13 protein-coding genes and 1 tRNA gene are annotated in these 18,850 nt (G+C 39.2%); 9 read left to right on the forward strand and 5 right to left on the reverse strand.

Annotation, left to right across the window (positions count from 1 at the left end; translation table 11 throughout):
* Positions 1–80: 80 nt before the first annotated feature.
* Both IPJ16_00795 and IPJ16_00800 read left to right on the forward strand, forming a co-directional pair.
* Positions 81–677, forward strand: coding sequence for a non-canonical purine NTP diphosphatase (locus IPJ16_00795; protein ID MBK7625737.1), 597 nt, complete (start codon positions 81–83; stop codon positions 675–677).
* A gap of 103 nt (positions 678–780) precedes the next feature.
* Positions 781–3,066 carry a hypothetical protein gene (locus IPJ16_00800; GenBank protein MBK7625738.1) on the forward strand — a complete coding sequence of 762 codons (2,286 nt, stop codon included), beginning with the start codon at positions 781–783 and terminating at the stop codon, positions 3,064–3,066.
* Positions 3,067–3,214: 148 nt separating this feature from the next.
* Here the strand turns inward: IPJ16_00800 and IPJ16_00805 are convergent, their stop codons facing one another.
* Positions 3,215–4,621 (reverse strand): HD domain-containing protein, encoded by a 1,407-nt coding sequence (locus tag IPJ16_00805; protein MBK7625739.1) that lies wholly within the window; start codon positions 4,619–4,621, stop codon positions 3,215–3,217.
* A gap of 61 nt (positions 4,622–4,682) precedes the next feature.
* Here IPJ16_00805 and recO point away from each other — a divergent pair, with 61 nt between their 5' ends.
* The 5 genes from recO to IPJ16_00830 all read left to right on the forward strand — a co-directional run bounded on the left by recO (position 4,683) and on the right by IPJ16_00830 (position 12,065).
* On the forward strand, positions 4,683–5,408 hold the full coding sequence (gene recO, locus IPJ16_00810) for a DNA repair protein RecO (protein MBK7625740.1): 726 nt from the start codon (positions 4,683–4,685) through the stop codon (positions 5,406–5,408).
* Positions 5,409–5,465: 57 nt separating this feature from the next.
* Entirely contained in the window at positions 5,466–6,980 is a 1,515-nt protein-coding gene (locus IPJ16_00815; protein ID MBK7625741.1) for a GH3 auxin-responsive promoter family protein, read from the forward strand.
* Between the two features lie 73 nt (positions 6,981–7,053).
* The gene (locus IPJ16_00820) at positions 7,054–7,668 is read left to right on the forward strand and encodes a deoxynucleoside kinase (protein MBK7625742.1); all 615 of its coding nucleotides are present in this window, start codon (positions 7,054–7,056) and stop codon (positions 7,666–7,668) included.
* A 98-nt stretch (positions 7,669–7,766) separates the two neighbouring features.
* Positions 7,767–10,583, forward strand: a complete 2,817-nt coding sequence (locus IPJ16_00825; protein MBK7625743.1) for an insulinase family protein — start codon at positions 7,767–7,769, stop codon at positions 10,581–10,583.
* A gap of 174 nt (positions 10,584–10,757) precedes the next feature.
* Positions 10,758–12,065 carry a Gfo/Idh/MocA family oxidoreductase gene (locus IPJ16_00830; GenBank protein ID MBK7625744.1) on the forward strand — a complete coding sequence of 436 codons (1,308 nt, stop codon included), beginning with the start codon at positions 10,758–10,760 and terminating at the stop codon, positions 12,063–12,065.
* Positions 12,066–12,117: 52 nt separating this feature from the next.
* Here IPJ16_00830 and IPJ16_00835 read toward each other — a convergent pair whose 3' ends face one another.
* The gene (locus IPJ16_00835; protein MBK7625745.1) at positions 12,118–13,095 is read right to left on the reverse strand and encodes an adenosine kinase; all 978 of its coding nucleotides are present in this window, start codon (positions 13,093–13,095) and stop codon (positions 12,118–12,120) included.
* Positions 13,096–13,186: 91 nt separating this feature from the next.
* Between IPJ16_00835 and IPJ16_00840 the strand changes: the two genes are divergently transcribed.
* Positions 13,187–13,260 (forward strand) — tRNA-Asn (locus IPJ16_00840).
* Between the two features lie 48 nt (positions 13,261–13,308).
* Here the strand turns inward: IPJ16_00840 and IPJ16_00845 are convergent.
* Positions 13,309–15,528: a PAS domain S-box protein gene (locus IPJ16_00845; protein MBK7625746.1), complete on the reverse strand. Its 2,220-nt coding sequence runs from the start codon at positions 15,526–15,528 to the stop codon at positions 13,309–13,311.
* Positions 15,529–15,918: 390 nt separating this feature from the next.
* On the opposite strand from IPJ16_00845, the gene fucP reads away from it, so the two are divergent.
* Positions 15,919–17,232 carry an L-fucose:H+ symporter permease gene (gene fucP / locus IPJ16_00850; GenBank protein MBK7625747.1) on the forward strand — a complete coding sequence of 438 codons (1,314 nt, stop codon included), beginning with the start codon at positions 15,919–15,921 and terminating at the stop codon, positions 17,230–17,232.
* A gap of 118 nt (positions 17,233–17,350) precedes the next feature.
* Here fucP and IPJ16_00855 read toward each other — a convergent pair whose 3' ends face one another.
* The gene (locus tag IPJ16_00855; protein ID MBK7625748.1) at positions 17,351–17,917 is read right to left on the reverse strand and encodes a YceI family protein; all 567 of its coding nucleotides are present in this window, start codon (positions 17,915–17,917) and stop codon (positions 17,351–17,353) included.
* 107 nt (positions 17,918–18,024) lie between these two features.
* Positions 18,025–18,804 (reverse strand): 3-ketoacyl-ACP reductase, encoded by a 780-nt coding sequence (locus tag IPJ16_00860; GenBank protein ID MBK7625749.1) that lies wholly within the window; start codon positions 18,802–18,804, stop codon positions 18,025–18,027.
* Between the last annotated feature and the right edge of the window lie 46 nt (positions 18,805–18,850).

Below are 18,850 nucleotides of genomic sequence, written 5' to 3' on the forward strand. Positions count from 1 at the left end.
TCAAATGTAGCATTTAAAAAAGTATAGGCAAAAGGAAAGCCCTATTTTGAGTATTTTTGAGACAAATTTAAAAGTGTTTTATGAGAATAATATTCGCTTCAAATAATCTCCATAAGATAAAAGAAATAAACAGTATTCTCGGGAACAGTTTTACTCTCCTGAGTTTAAATGATATAAATATTTTTGACGATATCCCTGAAAACGAACCACTTATTGAAGGGAATGCTCTAGCAAAAGCGAGATATGTTTTCAATTCAACCGGGTTGGATGTGTTTGCAGATGATACAGGACTTGAAATTGATGCCTTGAATGGAGAGCCCGGAGTCCATTCGGCAAGATATGCAGGACCCGGAAAGGATTCAGCAGCAAATATTGAAAAAGTATTTGCCCGGCTCGGGAATAACAAAAACAGAAAAGCCCGGTTTAAAACAGTGATTGCACTTATTCTTGACAAACAGGAATACCTTTTTGAGGGGATTGTTAATGGCGAGATAATTTATGAGAAAAGAGGTGCTGAAGGATTTGGTTATGACCCAATTTTTATCCCGGATGGCAAGAACAAAACATTTGCAGAGATGGAACTTTCTGAAAAAAACAAAGTTTCACACCGGGCCAGGGCTTTCGAAAAACTAAGGGAATTTCTGTATGAGTATGAGAATAAAACAATAAAAAAGTAGATTGAGGGTTTATTCCGAAAGACGGAAGACGGAAGACCGAAGACGGAAGTACAACCTGCTTCGGTCTCCGGTCTACGGTCTTCTGACCAATAAAAATTAAAAATTGAGACTAAATCTGACATTATTACTGCTATTTTTCGGAGTCTTAAATTCCTCCGGCCAGTCTCCTGTTGGTACCTGGACAGACCATCTTACTTACAATACAGCAAAAAGCGTCGCAGTAGGTACTTCAGAAGTATACGCCTCAACAGGGTCCTCAATAATTGTCTATAATAAAGAATTTTCTGAACTGAAAAAAATGTCTCGTATTAACGGGCTTACAGAGACCGGCATTAGTACAATCGGATGGTCAGAGGAGAATAAAACACTTGTAATAGCTTATTCTACAGCGAATGTTGACCTTGTAAAAAACAATGTAATATTTAATATTTCAGATATTTCCAGAAAATATATTCCCGGAAGAAAGGAGATTAACCGCATACGTACAAACGGGAAGTACGCATACCTTGCCTGCAGCTTTGGAATTGTTGTAATCGACATTATTAAAAAGGAGATTTATGATACCTGGAAGCCCGGCTCCGGGACAGGTGATACTGAGGTCTGGGATATTGCATTCGGTAATGGGAATTATTATGCCGCAACGACAACGGGTGTATGGTCGGCATCACAAACAGACCAGGGTTTGTCATATTTTGGAAACTGGAAGCTGATGAATAATCTTCCCCAGCCCTCCGGGAAATACACCTCCATCGTATATTCAGGTAACAAACTTTACTTTAATCTTTCAGATCCCATATCAGGAGGAGATTCTGTCTACTCCTCAGATGGCAGCATTTCTCTTTTTTCATTTTTGCCCGGAGTATATAATAAGTCTTTTGATCCTGCACCTTCCGGGTTTACAATATCCTCGCAGTCATCATTAAGATATTTCAGTAATAGCGGATCTCTCTTAAATACAATATCTTCTTATAGCTGGGGAACTGTTAGTATTTCACAGGGAATAGCCGACGAAAAGGACATATGGATAGCTGATAATAATTCCGGACTTGTCCGTGGTGAAAAATTTTCATCTTTTTCTGCTTTTACACTGCCCGGACCAGTATCAAATAATGCCTTTAGTATCACTTCATTAAACGGAAAGACAATAATAAGCGGTGGTGGTCCGGATGTAAGCTGGAATAATCAGGGACGCCCGTTTCAGCTATCTGTTTTTGAAAATAATAACTGGACTCATATACTTAAAAGTCCTGTCATTGATGCAATGAGAGTACTTATCGACCCTGATGATAACAACCATTATTTTGTTTCCACTTGGGGTAATGGCTTGCTTGAGTATGACAATAATGAACTTATAAATCAATATACTTATACTAATTCGCCATTACAGACTATTATAGCGGGAAGGCCATACGTCAGGATCTGCGGACTTGCAATGGATAAATATAAAACCCTGTGGATTACCCAGACAGAAGTTCAGCAAACCTTGAAAGGACTGAAACCTGATGGCACCTGGATTCTTAATCCTATAACTTTAGATGGCATAACAATTGGCGATCTTATCATTGCCCGGAGCGGATATAAATGGATAATTCTTCCAAAAGGAAACGGATTGCTCATTATTGATGACAATGATACGCCGGAATATTTCACCGACGACAGGTATAAGAGGATGCTGGTTGAAGACAATGAAAACAAAATCATTTCAGGAGTATACTCCTTCGCTGAAGACCTCGATGGAAATATCTGGGTTGGAACAGATCAGGGGCCGCTGATCTATTATAATCCCGATAAGGTTTTCGATAATGATATTAATGCCTTCCGGATCAAGATATCGAGAAATGATGGCAGCGGTCTTGCAGATTATCTTCTGAACAGTGAGGTCATTACAGCTATTGCTGTTGACGGGGCTAACAGGAAATGGATCGGAACAACCAGTTCAGGTGTATATCAGCTTTCTGCCGACGGAACTGCAAAACTGAGAAACTATAACGAAACAAATAGTCCTATCCTTTCAAACTCAATAGTAAGCCTTGCCATCGATAATAAAACAGGAGAAGTCTGGCTGGGTACCTCAAGGGGAGTACAATCAGTAAGGGGTGAAGCTACAGCCGGAGGAGAACAATTTTCCAAAGTTTATACATTTCCGAATCCTGTAAGAGAGGATTATTATGGAAATGTAACAATTACCGGACTGATGCGCGACAGTCAGATAAGAATAACTGATGTAAGCGGGAACCTGGTTTTTGAAACAGAATCAGACGGCGGTCAGGCTTCGTGGGATCTAAAAACTTATAACGGGAAACGTGTTGCAACAGGAGTATATCTTGTTTTCTGCGCCAGCAGCGATGGTTCTCAGTCGGCAGTAACCAAGATGCTGGTAATCAGATAAATCCATTAACCACTAAGGACACAAAGGAATTTCACGAAGGGCTCAAAGGAAATAAAGAAATTGATTAAACTTTGTGTCCTTTGTGTAGACCTTTGTGTTCCTTTGTGTAGACCTTTGTGTTCCTTTGTGGTAAAAAAAATCCAAATATTTATTCTGTAATAAGGCTTTGGATCCTCTCGATCTGTAATTGCTTATTTACCTCCCGGAGGCTTCGGGCAGTTGCTGTGAAATACTGGTGCCCTGATATAAATTTCACCTGAATCTTATTCCAGTCATTAAGCGATCCCATCTTGTTCTGCGCTTTAAGCTCCTCATAAAGAGTATTCGAAACCGGGATGAAATCACTTCTTCCCAGGTAATCAAGGTCAGAATCGCATATAATATTCTCAAGAAGATTTGTTGGCCTCGGAGGAAGTTTTGTTGCCATTATAATTGAACAGATCCTGTCAATCTGTTCGGGTGAATAATTGAATTTTGGTAACATTTCACGTGCCAGTTCCGTACCATAAAATTCATGGTTGTCATATGCAACTGTGTGCCCGGCATCGTGGAATAGTCCGGCTGTTTTCAGAAGCAGAATCTCTTCATCGGTGCATCCCTCGCCCCAGCCAATGAGTTCAACCTCAGTCACCACATCAACAGTATGTTTAACATTATGATAATACAGGTAATCAGGCAGTTCCCTTTCCAGTTTATCCAGAATAATCTCCTGAATATCGGTAAACTGAATTAGTCCAAACTTGATTCTGAATGCATCGTTGGGTAATACACCTTCACCATCGACTGAGAATTCAGCTTTAAGCCCCTTTACCCGGTACATCTGAAGATCTCCTTTGTACTTAACCGGGAGCTTCCCGAAGTACTCGCAATCAAAGAACTCTTTTACCAGCTCGTATGTCATGACAGAGATCAGGATCATTCCGTTATCTGATACTGCCTCAACTCTGCTGGCTGTATTTACCGTATCGCCTTTTATGTCGTAATTTACTTTTTTCTTTCCTGATATGGTTGCGGTAACCGGACCAGTATGAATTCCTATTTTGAGATCCCAGATGCTCTTATCGCCCCCCCTTTTTTCTGTTTCGTACTTCTTAAGGAAATTCCTCATTTCCATAGCGGCCATTACAACATCAATCGGGTTAGTAATGTTTTTTACAGGGATACCTCCGGCACACATATAAGTGTCGCCAATAGTCTTGATCTTTTCTATTTTAAACCTTGTAACGATTGAGTCAAATTCAAAAAGGATCTCATCAAGCTCATCCATAACAGCTGAAGAATCCATTCCTTCAACAAGTTTTGAGAAGCCGTGAATGTCGGCAAATAGAACTGTCGCCATATTAAATTTAAGCGATCGTTCTTTTTTATCACCATCACTGAGATCTTTTAATCCTTCCGGAGAGACCTTCTCATAAAGAGCTTTAATTTTTTCATTGTCCCTTGTAAGCTTTTCATTCAGTTTTTCAAGTTTCTTGATATGTTCTTCAAGTTCCTGGTTCTGTTTGGCAAGCCGGGCAATCCTTTTAACGAGCTCCTCATTATTTGTTACTGTCATAGTACAGTTGAATGATCAGTAAATATAATAATTTTATATTTGAAAATTTACGCAGTTTATCATGCTTGAGAAAACACGGGGAATAGTACTTCATCAGATTAAATACACCGACTCTGGTATTGTCGCACAGCTCTATACAAGAAATTTTGGCAGACAATCATTCCTTATCAGAGGGATGAGAAATAAGAAAGCAGGAAAGCATAATATTTTATTTCAGCCTCTTTTTATCCTCGAAATTGAGATGCAGTATAAATCGTCACGCGAGATGCAGGCAATGAAAGAGTTCTCTGTTGCCTTCACTCCGTATAACATACATTCCAATATTAAAAAAAGTGTTGTGGCAATTTTTCTTGGAGAAGTACTTACATCAGTATTAAAAGAAGAGAGCCCGCATGAGGAGATGTTCGACTTTATAGAGGAATCAATTATATATTTTGACAAAAGCAGTGAGGGTTATGCAAATTTCCATATTGCCTTTCTTGCCGGACTAAGCAGCTATCTGGGGTTTGAGCCGTCCCTTCGGTCAGGTATTGATGATCAGTATTTTGATCTGAAAAACGGTGCTTTTGTTCCTGTTCCGCCAATACATGGTTTTTATGCAAGCAATGAAGTATCTGATATCCTGGCTGGTTTTTTCTCTTCCTCGTACGAAGAATGTGACTCCATATCACTAACCGGACTACTTCGTAATGAAGTGCTTGAGACGCTGGTAAAGTACTACTCAATGCATTTGCCCGGTCTGAGAAAAATAAAATCTCTTGAAGTGCTTAAAGAGGTTTTCAGTTAATTTCACACAGAATCCATAAAGTATTTTTTCTATCTTTAATGATCAAAGAAAAATATAATGTCGATCATTCCCTCTATTGTTAACTGGCTGAATAAAAAGCGTATAGATCAAATAGAGCTGTTTAAGAAATATCCTGTTGAGACCCAACAGGAGGCATTGTACAAGCTTCTTGCCAGAGCAGCTTCAACAGAATGGGGGAAAAAGTATAATTATTCATCAATAACATCGGTCAGAGATTACCAGTCTAGATTTCCTGTGCAGACATATGAAGATCTGATACCCTATGTTGAAAGACTGCGCAAAGGAGAGAACAATCTTCTCTGGCCAGGTGAAATAAAATGGTTTGCAAAATCTTCGGGTACCACGTCTTCAAAAAGCAAATTCATTCCAATGAGTGCCGAGGCTCTTGAGGATTGCCATTACAGAGCCGGCAAGGATATTCTCATTATCTATACAATGCAGTATCCTGATACTAAGATATTTTCAGGAAAGAGTCTTACACTTGGAGGCAGTCACCGTATTAATCAGTTTAACAGTGATTCCCTGTACGGCGACCTTTCTGCTATACTTATTGAAAATGCTCCTTTCTGGGTTGAAATCATCAGAACTCCTAAACAAAGGATTGCTCTTCTCGAGGACTTTGAAGAGAAGCTTGACCTGATAACAAAATCATGTGTAAATGAAAATGTTACAAACATATCAGGTGTTCCCTCATGGTACCTCGTCTTAATCAAACAGATTCTTGCCTATACAGGAAAATCAAACCTGCTTGATATATGGCCCGATCTTGAAGTATTTTTCCATGGAGGAATCAGCTTCACCCCTTACAGGGAACAATATCAGAAACTTATTCCTGGAGACCAGATGAGGTATATGGAAACATATAATGCTTCGGAGGGATTTTTCGGAATCCAGGATGACCCGGAGAAGAGCGATATGCTTCTTATGCTCGACTATGGAATATTTTATGAGTTTATACCTGCTGATAAAGTAACCTTCTCATCTCCACCTGTTTATTCATTGGGTGATGTGGAAACAGGGGTAAACTACGCTATAATTATATCTACCAATGGCGGGTTATGGAGATATATGATGGGCGATACAGTTGTCTTTACATGCCTTAATCCTTTCAGGTTCAGGATATCAGGCAGAACAAAACAGTTTATAAACGTGTTCGGAGAAGAGGTAATAGTTGACAATGCAGATAAGGCTCTTGACTTAGCCTGCAAAGCTACAGGCGCACTTATATCTGAATATTCGGCAGGACCTGTATTCATGAATGCCTCATCAAAAGGGTCCCATGAATGGATAATTGAATTTGAAAAAGAACCTGCTGATCTGGCCTTTTTTGCTGAATGTCTTGACAGGTCTCTTCAGTCTGTAAATTCAGATTACGAGGCAAAAAGGCATAAGGACCTCAATCTTGTTATGCCTTTAGTAAAATCAGTACCAGGAGGAACTTTCAGCAAATGGCTGAAGGCTAAAAACAAGCTTGGAGGACAGAACAAGGTACCCCGTCTATCAAATACACGTGAGTATATTGAAGATTTATGTAATATTTCTCAACTTTAGTCACTTTAGGCATTTTAGGCACTCAGGGCACTTTTTTTTTACTAATTTTATATTCTGATTAAATTATTGAATTATGCATATAGCTATCGCAGGAAATATCGGATCGGGAAAAACAACTCTTGCCGGACTTCTGGCAAAACAATACGGGTGGATGGCTCATTATGAGGATGTTGATGACAATCCATACCTTAACGACTTTTATGAAGACATGCAGCGATGGTCGTTTAATCTTCAGATCTATTTTCTCAATTCACGCTTCAGCCAGATACTTGAAATAAGAAAATCTGATAAGACAATTATTCAGGACAGAACCATATACGAAGATGCCTATATTTTCGCTCCCAACCTTCATTCGATGGGTTTAATGTCGACTCGTGATTTTGACAATTACTCCACCCTCTTTAAGATGATGAGTTCGCTGGTTAAACCACCCGATTTACTCCTTTACCTGAGGGCATCTGTGCCAACACTTGTGAACCAGATCCAGAAAAGAGGAAGAGAATATGAGAGTTCTATACGTATCGACTACCTTAAAAGGCTTAATGAGAGATATGAAGCCTGGATGGAAACATATAATCTTGGAAAGGTACTGATCATAGAGGCTGACCATTATAACTTCCCTAATAACAATGCCCATCTCAGCGAAGTTATAGACAAAATCAATGCTGAGCTGCATGGTCTGTTTTAAAAATATTTGAATTTTTGCAATCTGTTTTCTAATTTTACTGTTCATCAGGCTGCAATACTGATGTCTGTAAATTTTATTTACGTACTAAACTGTTATTTATGAAAACTATTAAATCTTTATTGATCCTTTTTGTTGTTGTATTGCTATCTGCCGGGACATACGGTCAGACTGACCTTAACAAACAGGCACCCATTGACCCTCTAATAAAGACCGGGAAACTTAGTAACGGGCTTACTTATTTTATCCGCAATAATAAAGAACCGGAAAAGAGGGCAAGCTTCTATATCATCCAGAATGTAGGTGCAATACTTGAAAATGATGATCAGAATGGTCTCGCACATTTTCTGGAACATATGGCGTTTAATGGTACAACTCATTTCCCGGGAAAAGGTATTATCAGCGGACTTGAAAAGCATGGTGTCTCATTTGGAAGGAATATAAATGCCTATACTGGGTTTGATGAAACAGTATATAACCTAACAAATGTTCCGGTAGAAGTCCCCGGACTTGTTGACTCATGTCTGTTGATTCTTAACGACTGGTCACATTATTTAACCCTTTCTGAAAAAGAGATTGACCTGGAACGCGGAGTTATCAGTGAAGAATACCGAACTTCTAAAACTGCAAGCAGAAGAATGATATTTGATGTGATTCCTGTAATTTATAAAGGAACGAAATACGCCGAAAGAGATATTATCGGAAGTCTGGATGTTATTAAAAACTTTTCATATAACACTTTACGTGATTATTATAAAAAATGGTATCGTCCCGACCTTCAGGCCATTGCTATCGTTGGAGATATAAACGTTGAAGAAGTTGAGAAGAGCATTAAGACAATTTTCAGCACAATTCCCCCCGCAGAAAACCCTGCCCCCCGTAATATGATTGAAGTGCCATATCATAAAGAAACTTATTATGTGCTTGCTGCTGATAAGGAAGCTCCGCAAACTTCGGTTGAAGTACTTGTGCTGCATAAGGCAGTGCCTCCGGCTGAGAAAAATCAGAAATATATTCGCGACAGTCATGTTATTTCTCTTATGAATTCAATGATCAATACAAGGGTGAACGAACTCCTGCAGAAAGAAAATCCGCCCTTTGTTTCAGGTTCAGTTTCTTTCGGAGGACATTATGCTAGAGGTTATGATGCATTATCTATCGACGCTACTGCCCGTCAGAATGAGGAAGCCATTGCCCTGGAGGGAATCTATACAGAAGCAGAAAGAGCTAAACGATTCGGATTCACAAAAGGTGAGCTAACCCGCGCAAAAGCAAGGATGCTGTCTGATTTCGAGAACAGATTCAAACAGAAGGACAAAATAGACAATGACACTTATGTCTCCGGCATACAGAACTATTTCTTAACCGGGGAGCCTCTTACCTCAATGGATTTCGATTATGAATTTCTGAAACAGGTTATTGAAGGAATAACAGTTGAAGAGATCTCTGCACGCTTTAAAGAACTGATGATAGATGAGAACAGGACTATCATTGTACAAGGTCTTGAAGGTGAAGGTGTTAAACATTTAACAGAACAGGAGGCTCTGGATATTCTTGCCAAAGTTAAAAACGCACAACTTTCACCATATGAGGAAAAAACTCTCTCTGAATCTTTAATAAATGAAGAACTCAAAGGATCCAAAATAGTTAATACAGTACTTCTTCCACAGTTTGACGCAGTAGAATGGACTCTCTCCAATAATACAAAGGTGATCTTCAAAAAGGCAGATTATGAAAAGGATAATATTTTACTTTCTGCATTCAGTTTCGGAGGAATGTCAAAACTTGATAATAACCTGGTTCTTCCGGCCAATCTCCTTTCAGCTATACTGCCGATGTACGGGACAGGCGATTATGACAATGTTACATTGCAGAAAATGCTTGCCGGCAAGAAAGCAAACGTAAGTGTTGGCATGTCGGAAACAGTTGAATCACTCAGCGGGACCTGTACTCCAAAAGACTTTGAAACGATGATGCAGCTTCTTTACCTTCGGATAGCTAAACCACGTTTCGATAAGGTTGCCCATGATGCAGTAATCGGAAGATTTGCAGGCATGATAGGGAATATGGAAAAAGATCCCAATAAGATCAAGAGCGATAGCATTTCGATGATTACAACCGGATACAATCCCAGAACTCCCATCCTCTCAAAAGAGACAATTGGGAAAATCACTCTCGAAGATATTCAGAAATTATATACCGACAGATATAACAATGCGGATGAATTCACATTCTTCATAGTCGGGAACATTGAAAAAGAAGCAGTAATACCGATGGTGGAAAAGTATATTGGATCTCTTCCTTCAACCGGAAGAAAAGAAACATGGATAGACAGAAAGATTGAGCAGCCGGATGGAAAAATAATAAAAGAAATTGCAATGCCTCTGACAATCCCAAAATCCACAGTTTACCTTTCATTTGCTCAGGAGATGAAATATACTCCCTATAATTATTTGGGCCTTGAAGTACTAAAAGGTATTCTCGATTTGGTTTATACTGAAAAAGTAAGAGAAGATGAAGGCGGAACATATGGTGTTGGTGTATCTCTGGCTACACAGAAAAGACCAACCGAGCTGGCAGAAGGTATGATAACATTCGATTGTGACCCTGCCAGGGCTAATGACTTAAAAGCTATCATTTATCGCGAGATTGATAATATTGTTAAAAATGGTCCGAGTCAGGAGAATCTCGACAAAGCAGTAAGCAATCTGTTAAAGACTAGGGAAGAGAACAAAATGCATAACTCCTACTGGCTAACTGTCTTAAGCAGGTATTACAGCTTCGGCATCAACTCTAACGATCCGGCAAACTATGAAAACATTTTAAAATCATTCACAGTAAAAGATATCAAAAAGATTTCCGGTCTAATGTTCAAAAAGGCCGATGTTGTTGACCTGATATTCAAACCGGTTCAATAATAATGTTGTACATGGTCGCGACCATGGTTTTATGTAGGGAAGGGTCGTGACCCTTCCTTACATAATAATATCAATAGCAATTCTGAATTTTAAATATTTTTAAGAGGCCCGCGTTTATACATTTTAAAATTATGTATTACCTTGCCATTCTTATTAATAAAAATAATAAATACCATGAGTTCTTCACGCAGAGATTTTATTAAAACTGCATCAGTTGTTGCGGCTGGCAGTGTTATTTCACTCGACGCACTATCAAAAGCCAGACTTGGCATTTCCGCAAACGATAAAATACAGGTTGGTCTTATAGGAGCTAGGAGTCAGGGTTTTGCTGACCTTGTCTCTTTACTCAAAAACCCTGAAGTAGAGTGCGTTGCTCTATGCGATATAGATAAAAATATTCTTACAAACCAGACTGATGCCCTGATTAAGCTGGGTTTCCCTCAGCCAAAGCTTTATGTTGATTACCGTAAAATGCTCGAGAACAAAGATATTGACCTTGTTATTATAGGAACTCCCGACCATTGGCATTGTCTTCAGTTCGTTGATTCGCTTGCAGCCGGAAAACATGTTTATGTTGAAAAACCTATTGGTAATTCCATTGCCGAAATCAATATAATGCACAAAGCTGTCCAGAAATATGGTAAAATTGTACAGGTAGGACAGTGGCAGAGAAGCCAGCCTCACTTTGTGGATGCTATAAATTATGTAAAATCAGGAAAGCTTGGACGCATCCGTACCTGCAAGGCATGGTCGTATGTCGACTGGAAAGGGGCTGTACCAAAAGTTGCGGATTCAGCTGTTCCGGAAGGTGTAGACTATAATCTGTGGCTAGGTCCGGCACCAAAAATCCCGTTTAATCTCAATCGCTTCCATTTTACCTGGAGATGGTTCTGGGAATATGGCAACGGGCTCATGACCGACTGGGGTGTACACTTAATTGATTATATACTTTATGGAATGGGTAAGAGTATTCCGGAGTCTGTTATGGCTATCGGAGGAAAGTATGCATTCCCTGATGATGCCATGGTAACTCCGGATACAATGACAGCCGTATATGATTTCAAAGATTTCACAATGATCTGGGAACATACAATTGGTATCGGTTTGGGTAACTGGTCAAGACCTCACGGAATGTCATATATCGGAGAGAACGGAACCCTGATTCTCGATCGTAAGGGATGGGAAGTAGTACCGGAGAAGACCAGGATCGAAGCTGTTCCTGTGCAGAAAAATGTTGGAGTTGGACTCGACATACATACTAAAAACTGGCTCGACTGTATAAAAAACAATACACCCCAGAAACTTAATGCCGGAATTGAAATCGGAAGGAGAGTTGCCCTGGTTGCTCAAATGGGGAATGTCGCTTACCGTACCGGAGAGAAAGTATACTGGGATGATACAAAGCAATCTTTCAAGACTGAAACTGCAAACAAACTTATAACACCTGTATACAATAACGGGTATAAATTACCAAAACTATAATTGTAAGGAATGGTCGCGACCATTCCTTACATAACAACGAAATCATTCCGGATTATTCAATTTCTGCTACAGCTGCTGTAATAATTTTCCATTTATTGTGGTCCATTCTTGCACCAACAATTTCTATTACATGTCCAGCCAAAAGAGATCCATACTGACCGCATACCTCAAGATTTTTACCACTGGAATATCCATACAGGAATCCTGATGCATAGAGATCACCTGCACCCGTTGTATCCTTAAGTGAGACCTGTGCTGTTCCAATTTTAATGATTTCCTCGCCTCTTTTTACCCACGATCCTTCACTGCCCACTTTAACTACTGCAATTTCACACATCTGTGAAAGGTTTAACAGAGCTTCTTCCGGAGATAACCCGGTGAATGACTTCGCCTCCTCCTCATTGGCAAAAACAATGTCTACATATTTTTCAACAATCTCTCTAAAATCAGAAAGCATTGCATCAACAACATTAAAGCTGGCAAGATCAAGGGCTATTTTCATGTTATTCTGTTTTGCCATCTGACAGGCAGTCTCTACAAGTAGTTTATTAAGAATCAGATAACCCTCCAGATAAAGTATGTCATACCCCTTAAAATATTCAGATTTCAGATCATTTGCACTGAGTTCAACTGCAGCTCCCAGATGAGTTGCAAATGTTCTTTCAGAGTCAGGAGAGATCATAGCAATTGCTGTTCCGGTAACTGTATCACGCCTGATAAGCATAGTATTTATGCCCGCATATTTCATATCCTTCTCAAAAAAATCACCTGTTTCATCTTTCCCGATTGATCCTATGAAACCAGTTTTTGCACCCAACATTGCTAATCCGTGTATTGTGTTTGCTGCTGATCCGCCAGATGTCATAATTCTGTTAAAGTTAACTGTTTCAGACTTTACCAATTTGGATTTGGTCTCATCGACAAGCTGCATGCTGCCTTTTGGCAACTCAAACTTCGATAGAATTGAATCATCATTTACCATGGTCATTACGTCGACCAATGCATTACCAATACCAAGGATTTTTTTCATTTTAAAAATTTTTGTCAAAGATATTGCTTAATTCACTAAAAGCCCTTACTTTTGGCCTGCTAAAATATGGCAAGTTCTTTTATAAATATCTTCCTCAGTAGCTCAGTTGGTTAGAGCAACGGACTGTTAATCCGTGGGTCGTAAGTTCGAGTCTTACCTGGGGAGCAAAAAAGTCCTGATTCGTCAGGACTTTTTTTTTAAGATACTTCTGGCTTATGAATTAAGGGCAATCAGTTTTAACAGCTCCTCTTTATCGACCGGTTTGGTAATATATCCAGAGCATCCTGCTTCAAATGCCTTTTCCCTGTCACCTGCCAGAGCAAATGCAGTCTGAGCTATTATCTTCAGATTACTATTTAATTCCTTCATCATTCCTGTGAGCTCAAGACCATTTATATCGGGTAATTTAATATCCATCAGGACAACACTGATTTCGGGATACTTTTTTATAAAATCCATTGCCTGCTTACCATTAACAGCATTGATTGTTGTTACACTCTTTTTTAGAATCTCATTCAGATAAAGCCAGTTAATCTCTTCATCCTCAACAACAAGGACTGTTATTCCTTTTTTCAATTCGGCCCTTTTCAGATCCCTCCGTTCAGTCTTCTCCCCATTTTTTACAGGCTTATACGGAAGCCTGACAGAAAATACAGATCCTCTTCCCAGTTCTGAGGTAAGTTGTAAATCACCTCCCATCTTTTCAATGTATGCTTTCGTAATTGAAAGGCCAAGTCCTGTTCCTCCGTATTGTCTTGAAAAAGAAGTCTCAACCTGACGGAACCTTTCAAATACCACACCCTGCAATTCTTTTTCAATTCCAATGCCAGTGTCTTCAATTTCAACCAAAATGAAGTCACCCGGAACACTGCATCTGAAAGATATTCTCCCTGAATGAGTAAATTTCACTGCATTACTCAGAAGGTTGTCGAGTACCTGCCTGATCTTTGTACGGTCGGATCGAACTAAAGGATTATCAGAAAGGATTTCCGGTATAGGTTCTTTTATCAGTCCAATCCCCTTTTCTTTAGCTGCGAGCTCATAGAAAGAGATTACCTCATCTATTAATTCAATGAGATCAAATGTAGATTCAGTAAGGTCTATCTGGCCTGCTTCTATCCTGGAAATATCTATTATGTCATTAACAATATGTAACAGCTGGTCGCAGCTTGAATTCACAATTTTAATATATGCATCTCTGGTATCTTTTGGAAGTGTCGGATCTGCCAGCATAACAGAAAAACCCACAATGCCATTCATCGGAGTACGTATCTCGTGGCTCATGTTTGCCAGAAATGCTGATTTCAGTCTGTCGCTCTCTTCAGCTTTCTCTTTTGCCGATTTAAGCTGCCTGTTGCTTTCAATTATTGCTTCACTGGCTCTAACCTGTTCTGTTACATTTTCAAATGAGATCCCGACACAATTATCAGGCAGCGGAAAAGCATTGAATGAAAAAGCTCCATCAATAACCCTGTTATCTCCATATGTTATGTCTTCAAATTGCTTTGAAATTTTTGTTCTGACAACATTGGCATAATCGGCCGGTATCCCCTTTGCCCTGAGCCCTGGGAAGTTTTCATCAAGTGTCTTTCCAACCACATCACCCGCCGCTATACCTGTAAGTCTTTCAGCTGCAGGATTAACTGCAATCATTCGCAAAGTAGAATCATCATCAACATTTTCAAGATGATAAATATGCAACCCTGTCCGGATATTCATAAAGATATCTGATGCCTGCTGCAGCTCCTTATTAATCCTCAGGATTTCATCATTTCTCTTTTTCAGCTCTTCATTCAGTGCAGCATACTCTTCATTTTGTTTTCTGAGGAGTTGCTCGCTCTCCCTTAACTTTTCCTGAGCAGCAATTCTTTCCGAAACATCTCTCAATGAACCTTCTACTCCGGTAGGCTTGCCTTCTGAATCAAAAAGCAGATGGATATTTGCCGATACATGTACAAGACGATTGTCTTTTGTTCTTAAATTAACAATGTAATCTTCAATCTCTCCCTTCTCGGAAAGGACCTTAAGCAACTCACCTCTGTCGCCCGGATTGAGATAAACATCCTCAATCTTCATACCTATCAGCTCTTCCGGTTTATAGCCGGAATAGCGTTCAATAGATGGACTGATTTCAGTGATTCTGCCGGTAAGATCAGACTGATAAAAAATATCCTGAATATTTTCAAAGATCTTTCTGTATTTCTCTTCGCTTCTTTTTAAGAGTTCTTCGGTTTTTAGCTTTTCTGTTATATCCTTACCAACAGAAAAGATCACTTCAGAACCGTTCCAGATTCCATGCGACAGCTTTGTCTCAACATATAATAATTCACCCTTTTTAGATAAGAGAGGGAGAGGGCAATGGCTTCTTTTTCCTGTGAGATTTTCTTCAAGACATCTGTCTACATCTTCATGCCGTTCTGGCTGGTAAATCATATTCCGCGATTTACCCAGAAGTTCTTCCTTTTTATATTGAAGCTTATCGCAGGCAGTCTTGTTTGCTTCAATTATGAATCCGGATAAATCGAATACAAAGAGTATATCAGGAGTAGAATTAAAAAACGAAATCAGGTTTTCAAGGTCTCCTGAAGTATAGTTTTGTTTTACTTCTATTTTCTTCTTGTTAAACAGATTATCAGGTATTTAATAGGTCAAAGATAAATATTATCATGAACCTTGCAATAATTCATAATTATAAATGGATTTTGAAAATGCAGGAAAGAAAAGTAATTCTGGTATTAAAATTCTCAGGTTTGTAATAAGGATTGATAATTTTTTACCACTTTTAACTTCCAAAATTATCAGTAACTATATATCTTCAGCAAAATGAATACCACAAAGATCAAAGAAAAACTAATTGCTCCGGGCAATCTTGTTCCATTTATACTTATAACATCATTATTTCTCTTCTGGGGACTTGCTAATAATATGACTGATACCCTCCTGGCAGCATTTAAGAGGATTATGAGCATGACAGATGCAAGAACCTCTCTTATTCAAATCTCCTGCTATGGGTTAGGTTATTTTATCTTCGCGTTACCTGCAGCTATTTTTATAAAAAAGTACTCCTACAAGTCAGGTGTAATATTAGGCCTCGGACTATACATTATTGGTTGTTTATTGTTCTTCCCGGCTAAACTTACTGGCAATTACTTTCATTTTCTCGGAGCCCTGTGGATATTGTTTGGAGGACTTTCAATCCTCGAAACAGCTGCAAATCCCTACATTATTTCAATGGGAAGCGAGAGCACCGGTACCCGAAGACTAAACCTTGCCCAGTCTTTTAATCCTCTTGGATCAATAATGGGAGTGGTAATAAGTCAGATATTTATTCTTTCACAACTTAACAGGGCATCTGCCACAGACAGGGAGGCAATGTCTGCTTCTGTCCTACAGAACATACAAAACACTGAATTGAATGCAGTTACAATGACCTACGTAACTGTAGGTATCCTGCTGCTCGTTCTGTGGTTGTTAATACTTGCAGTAAAAATGCCACGCGGTTCAGATATGGGTTCAGCTGTAGATTTTAAACCAACGGTTGCCAGATTACTTAAAAATAAGAATTATGTAATGGGGGTTATTGCACAATTTTTCTACGTAGGCGCCCAAATTGGAGTGTGGTCATTCACAATTCGTTATGCTATGTCATCCCTCAACCTTGAAAAAATTCAGCTAGCCGCCGGGAAAACGCCTGAGGAAGTCGCTGCAACTTACTATGTGGCATCACTAATTCTATTTGCTTCATCGAGGTTTGTTTTTACATTTCTTATGAAATATTTCAAACCATCTTCCCTGCTTGCTTTTGCTTCGATTATGGCGATTATAAGTACTTTGATTGTAATTTTTGGTAATGGTATGGTTGGTGTAATTGCTCTGGTCTCTATTTCAGGATTCATGTCACTTATGTTCCCCACTATATTTGGACAGGCAGTAATAGGACTTGGTGATGACACTAAAATAGGAGGATCCGGACTCATTATGGCAATCCTTGGAGGAGCAGTTGTGACTTTTCTCCAGGGAAAAGTATCAGATCTAACAGGCAGTATTAATTACTCCTATGTTATTCCGTTGATTTGTTTTGCAGTTATTACTTACTATGCTTTAAATAGCAGAAAAGTGGAGGAACCCAATAATTAGAATGACAGAAGACGGAAGAAAATTTTGGATTTCGGATTTCGGATTTATAATTCCGCAATCCCAATTCCGCAATCCGCAATTCTTTCCGTCTTCCGTCTCCAGTCTTCCGTCTTCCTTCCTATTTAACCAGTAGATTCACTTTCAGTTTGAATTCGTCGTAGATTGTTTTGTCTCCAAGGTTATCGAAGAATGAGCCTGAACCGTAACGAACATTATATTTGGTCCTGTCAACAACTATATTGGCAAAAAACCATACGCCATCATCTTTCTTCTGCATTGTACTTTTAAACTCAATAGGATTTGTTGAATCTTTAATAGTCAACGTTCCCTTAACAACACCTGTACCTTTGTCAAATGCAGTACTTCCGGTCAAAACAAGTTTTGCAGTCGGAAATTTTTCAACTCCAAAAAAATCATCAGATTTCAGATGCCCTTCAAGGTTTGCGCTTCCATCAGCATCTTTAATAGATGCCATATCAATTAAAAACTCTCCTGAAACAATTTTGTTATCCTGCCAGTTCAGCCAGCCCGATTTAAGATTAATAGTCCCGTTATGCTCGCCGGTTACTTTTTCACCCAACCAGAGTAATTTGGTTTTCTCTGTATCAGCGTTTAATTTACTCTGTGCAACAACATTTGACACAAGTAAAGCTGTAAATGCAAATAATAATAGTGCTCTTTTCATTTTTATCAATTTTGAATTTGACTAATAAACAAAAGGAGTTTTCCTTTTGTTCAATCTGCATTAGGATAAAGTAAAAAAGAGTTTTAAAAGTGCTTTAGAACAGCACCTTACAGTTTTCTGATATTTAGTCCGCCACTTATCTCAAAAACCATTCCTGTAGAGAAATTCCAGTCACCTCTTGCAATAGAAGCAACTGCTTTGCCAATATCTTCAGGCAGACCCCACCTTTTCTGTGGAACTAACCCTTCACTGATAAGTTTGTCGTATTTATCCTTGATTTTAGCGGTCATATCGGTCTGAATAATACCCGGACGTACTTCAAAAACAAGTATCTCTTCCCTCGATAACCTGTCGGCAAAGACAGTTGTTGCCATACTCAGTCCTGCTTTTGATATGCAATACTCCGCCCTGTTTGTTGAGGACATATCAGCTGAAACGGAAGTCATAAAAACAATAACCGGATTATAATGTGAAATCTGAGGTTTCAGCCAGATCATCTCTTTGGCTATTTTCTGGGCAAAGAACACCGGCCCCTTAAGATTGATGCTCATCACCCTTTCATAACTCTCCTCTGTCATGTCAAGGACATCATTTCTCTGAAGCGGGGCAACTCCTGCATTATTTATCAGAACGTCAATCCTGCCGTATCTCTCAAGAATATTGGAAACAACTTCTTTCTGGCAACCTGTACATGAAATGTCGAGACCTATAGGAAAGAATTGCGAACCTCTTTTTTCAACCTCAGGACCCAGAATCTCCATCCCCTCACTGTCTGTTGAACGAGCTATGGCTGCAATGTCAAAACCCTCGGCAGCTAATGCGATTGCAACCGACCTGCCTATTCCTCTGCTGGCGCCTGTAATGACAGCTACAGGTTTGTCATTCATACGTAAAGAGTTAATCAGGTTTTTCAGTAAATCCGGCTTTAAAGGT

It is taken from the genome of Bacteroidales bacterium, from assembly GCA_016709865.1.
Lineage (GTDB): Bacteria > Bacteroidota > Bacteroidia > Bacteroidales > VadinHA17 > LD21.

Coding starts and splice junctions, on each gene's coding strand:
- IPJ16_00795 (MBK7625737.1), top strand. CDS start 81: ATGAGAATAATATTCGCTTCAAATAATCTCCATAAGATAAAAGAAATA.
- IPJ16_00805 (MBK7625739.1), bottom strand. CDS start 4,621: ATGACAGTAACAAATAATGAGGAGCTCGTTAAAAGGATTGCCCGGCTT.
- recO (MBK7625740.1), top strand. CDS start 4,683: ATGCTTGAGAAAACACGGGGAATAGTACTTCATCAGATTAAATACACC.
- IPJ16_00815 (MBK7625741.1), top strand. CDS start 5,466: ATGTCGATCATTCCCTCTATTGTTAACTGGCTGAATAAAAAGCGTATA.
- IPJ16_00820 (MBK7625742.1), top strand. CDS start 7,054: ATGCATATAGCTATCGCAGGAAATATCGGATCGGGAAAAACAACTCTT.
- IPJ16_00825 (MBK7625743.1), top strand. CDS start 7,767: ATGAAAACTATTAAATCTTTATTGATCCTTTTTGTTGTTGTATTGCTA.
- IPJ16_00830 (MBK7625744.1), top strand. CDS start 10,758: ATGAGTTCTTCACGCAGAGATTTTATTAAAACTGCATCAGTTGTTGCG.
- IPJ16_00835 (MBK7625745.1), bottom strand. CDS start 13,095: ATGAAAAAAATCCTTGGTATTGGTAATGCATTGGTCGACGTAATGACC.
- IPJ16_00845 (MBK7625746.1), bottom strand. CDS start 15,528: ATGATTTACCAGCCAGAACGGCATGAAGATGTAGACAGATGTCTTGAA.
- fucP (MBK7625747.1), top strand. CDS start 15,919: ATGAATACCACAAAGATCAAAGAAAAACTAATTGCTCCGGGCAATCTT.
- IPJ16_00855 (MBK7625748.1), bottom strand. CDS start 17,917: ATGAAAAGAGCACTATTATTATTTGCATTTACAGCTTTACTTGTGTCA.
- IPJ16_00860 (MBK7625749.1), bottom strand. CDS start 18,804: ATGAATGACAAACCTGTAGCTGTCATTACAGGCGCCAGCAGAGGAATA.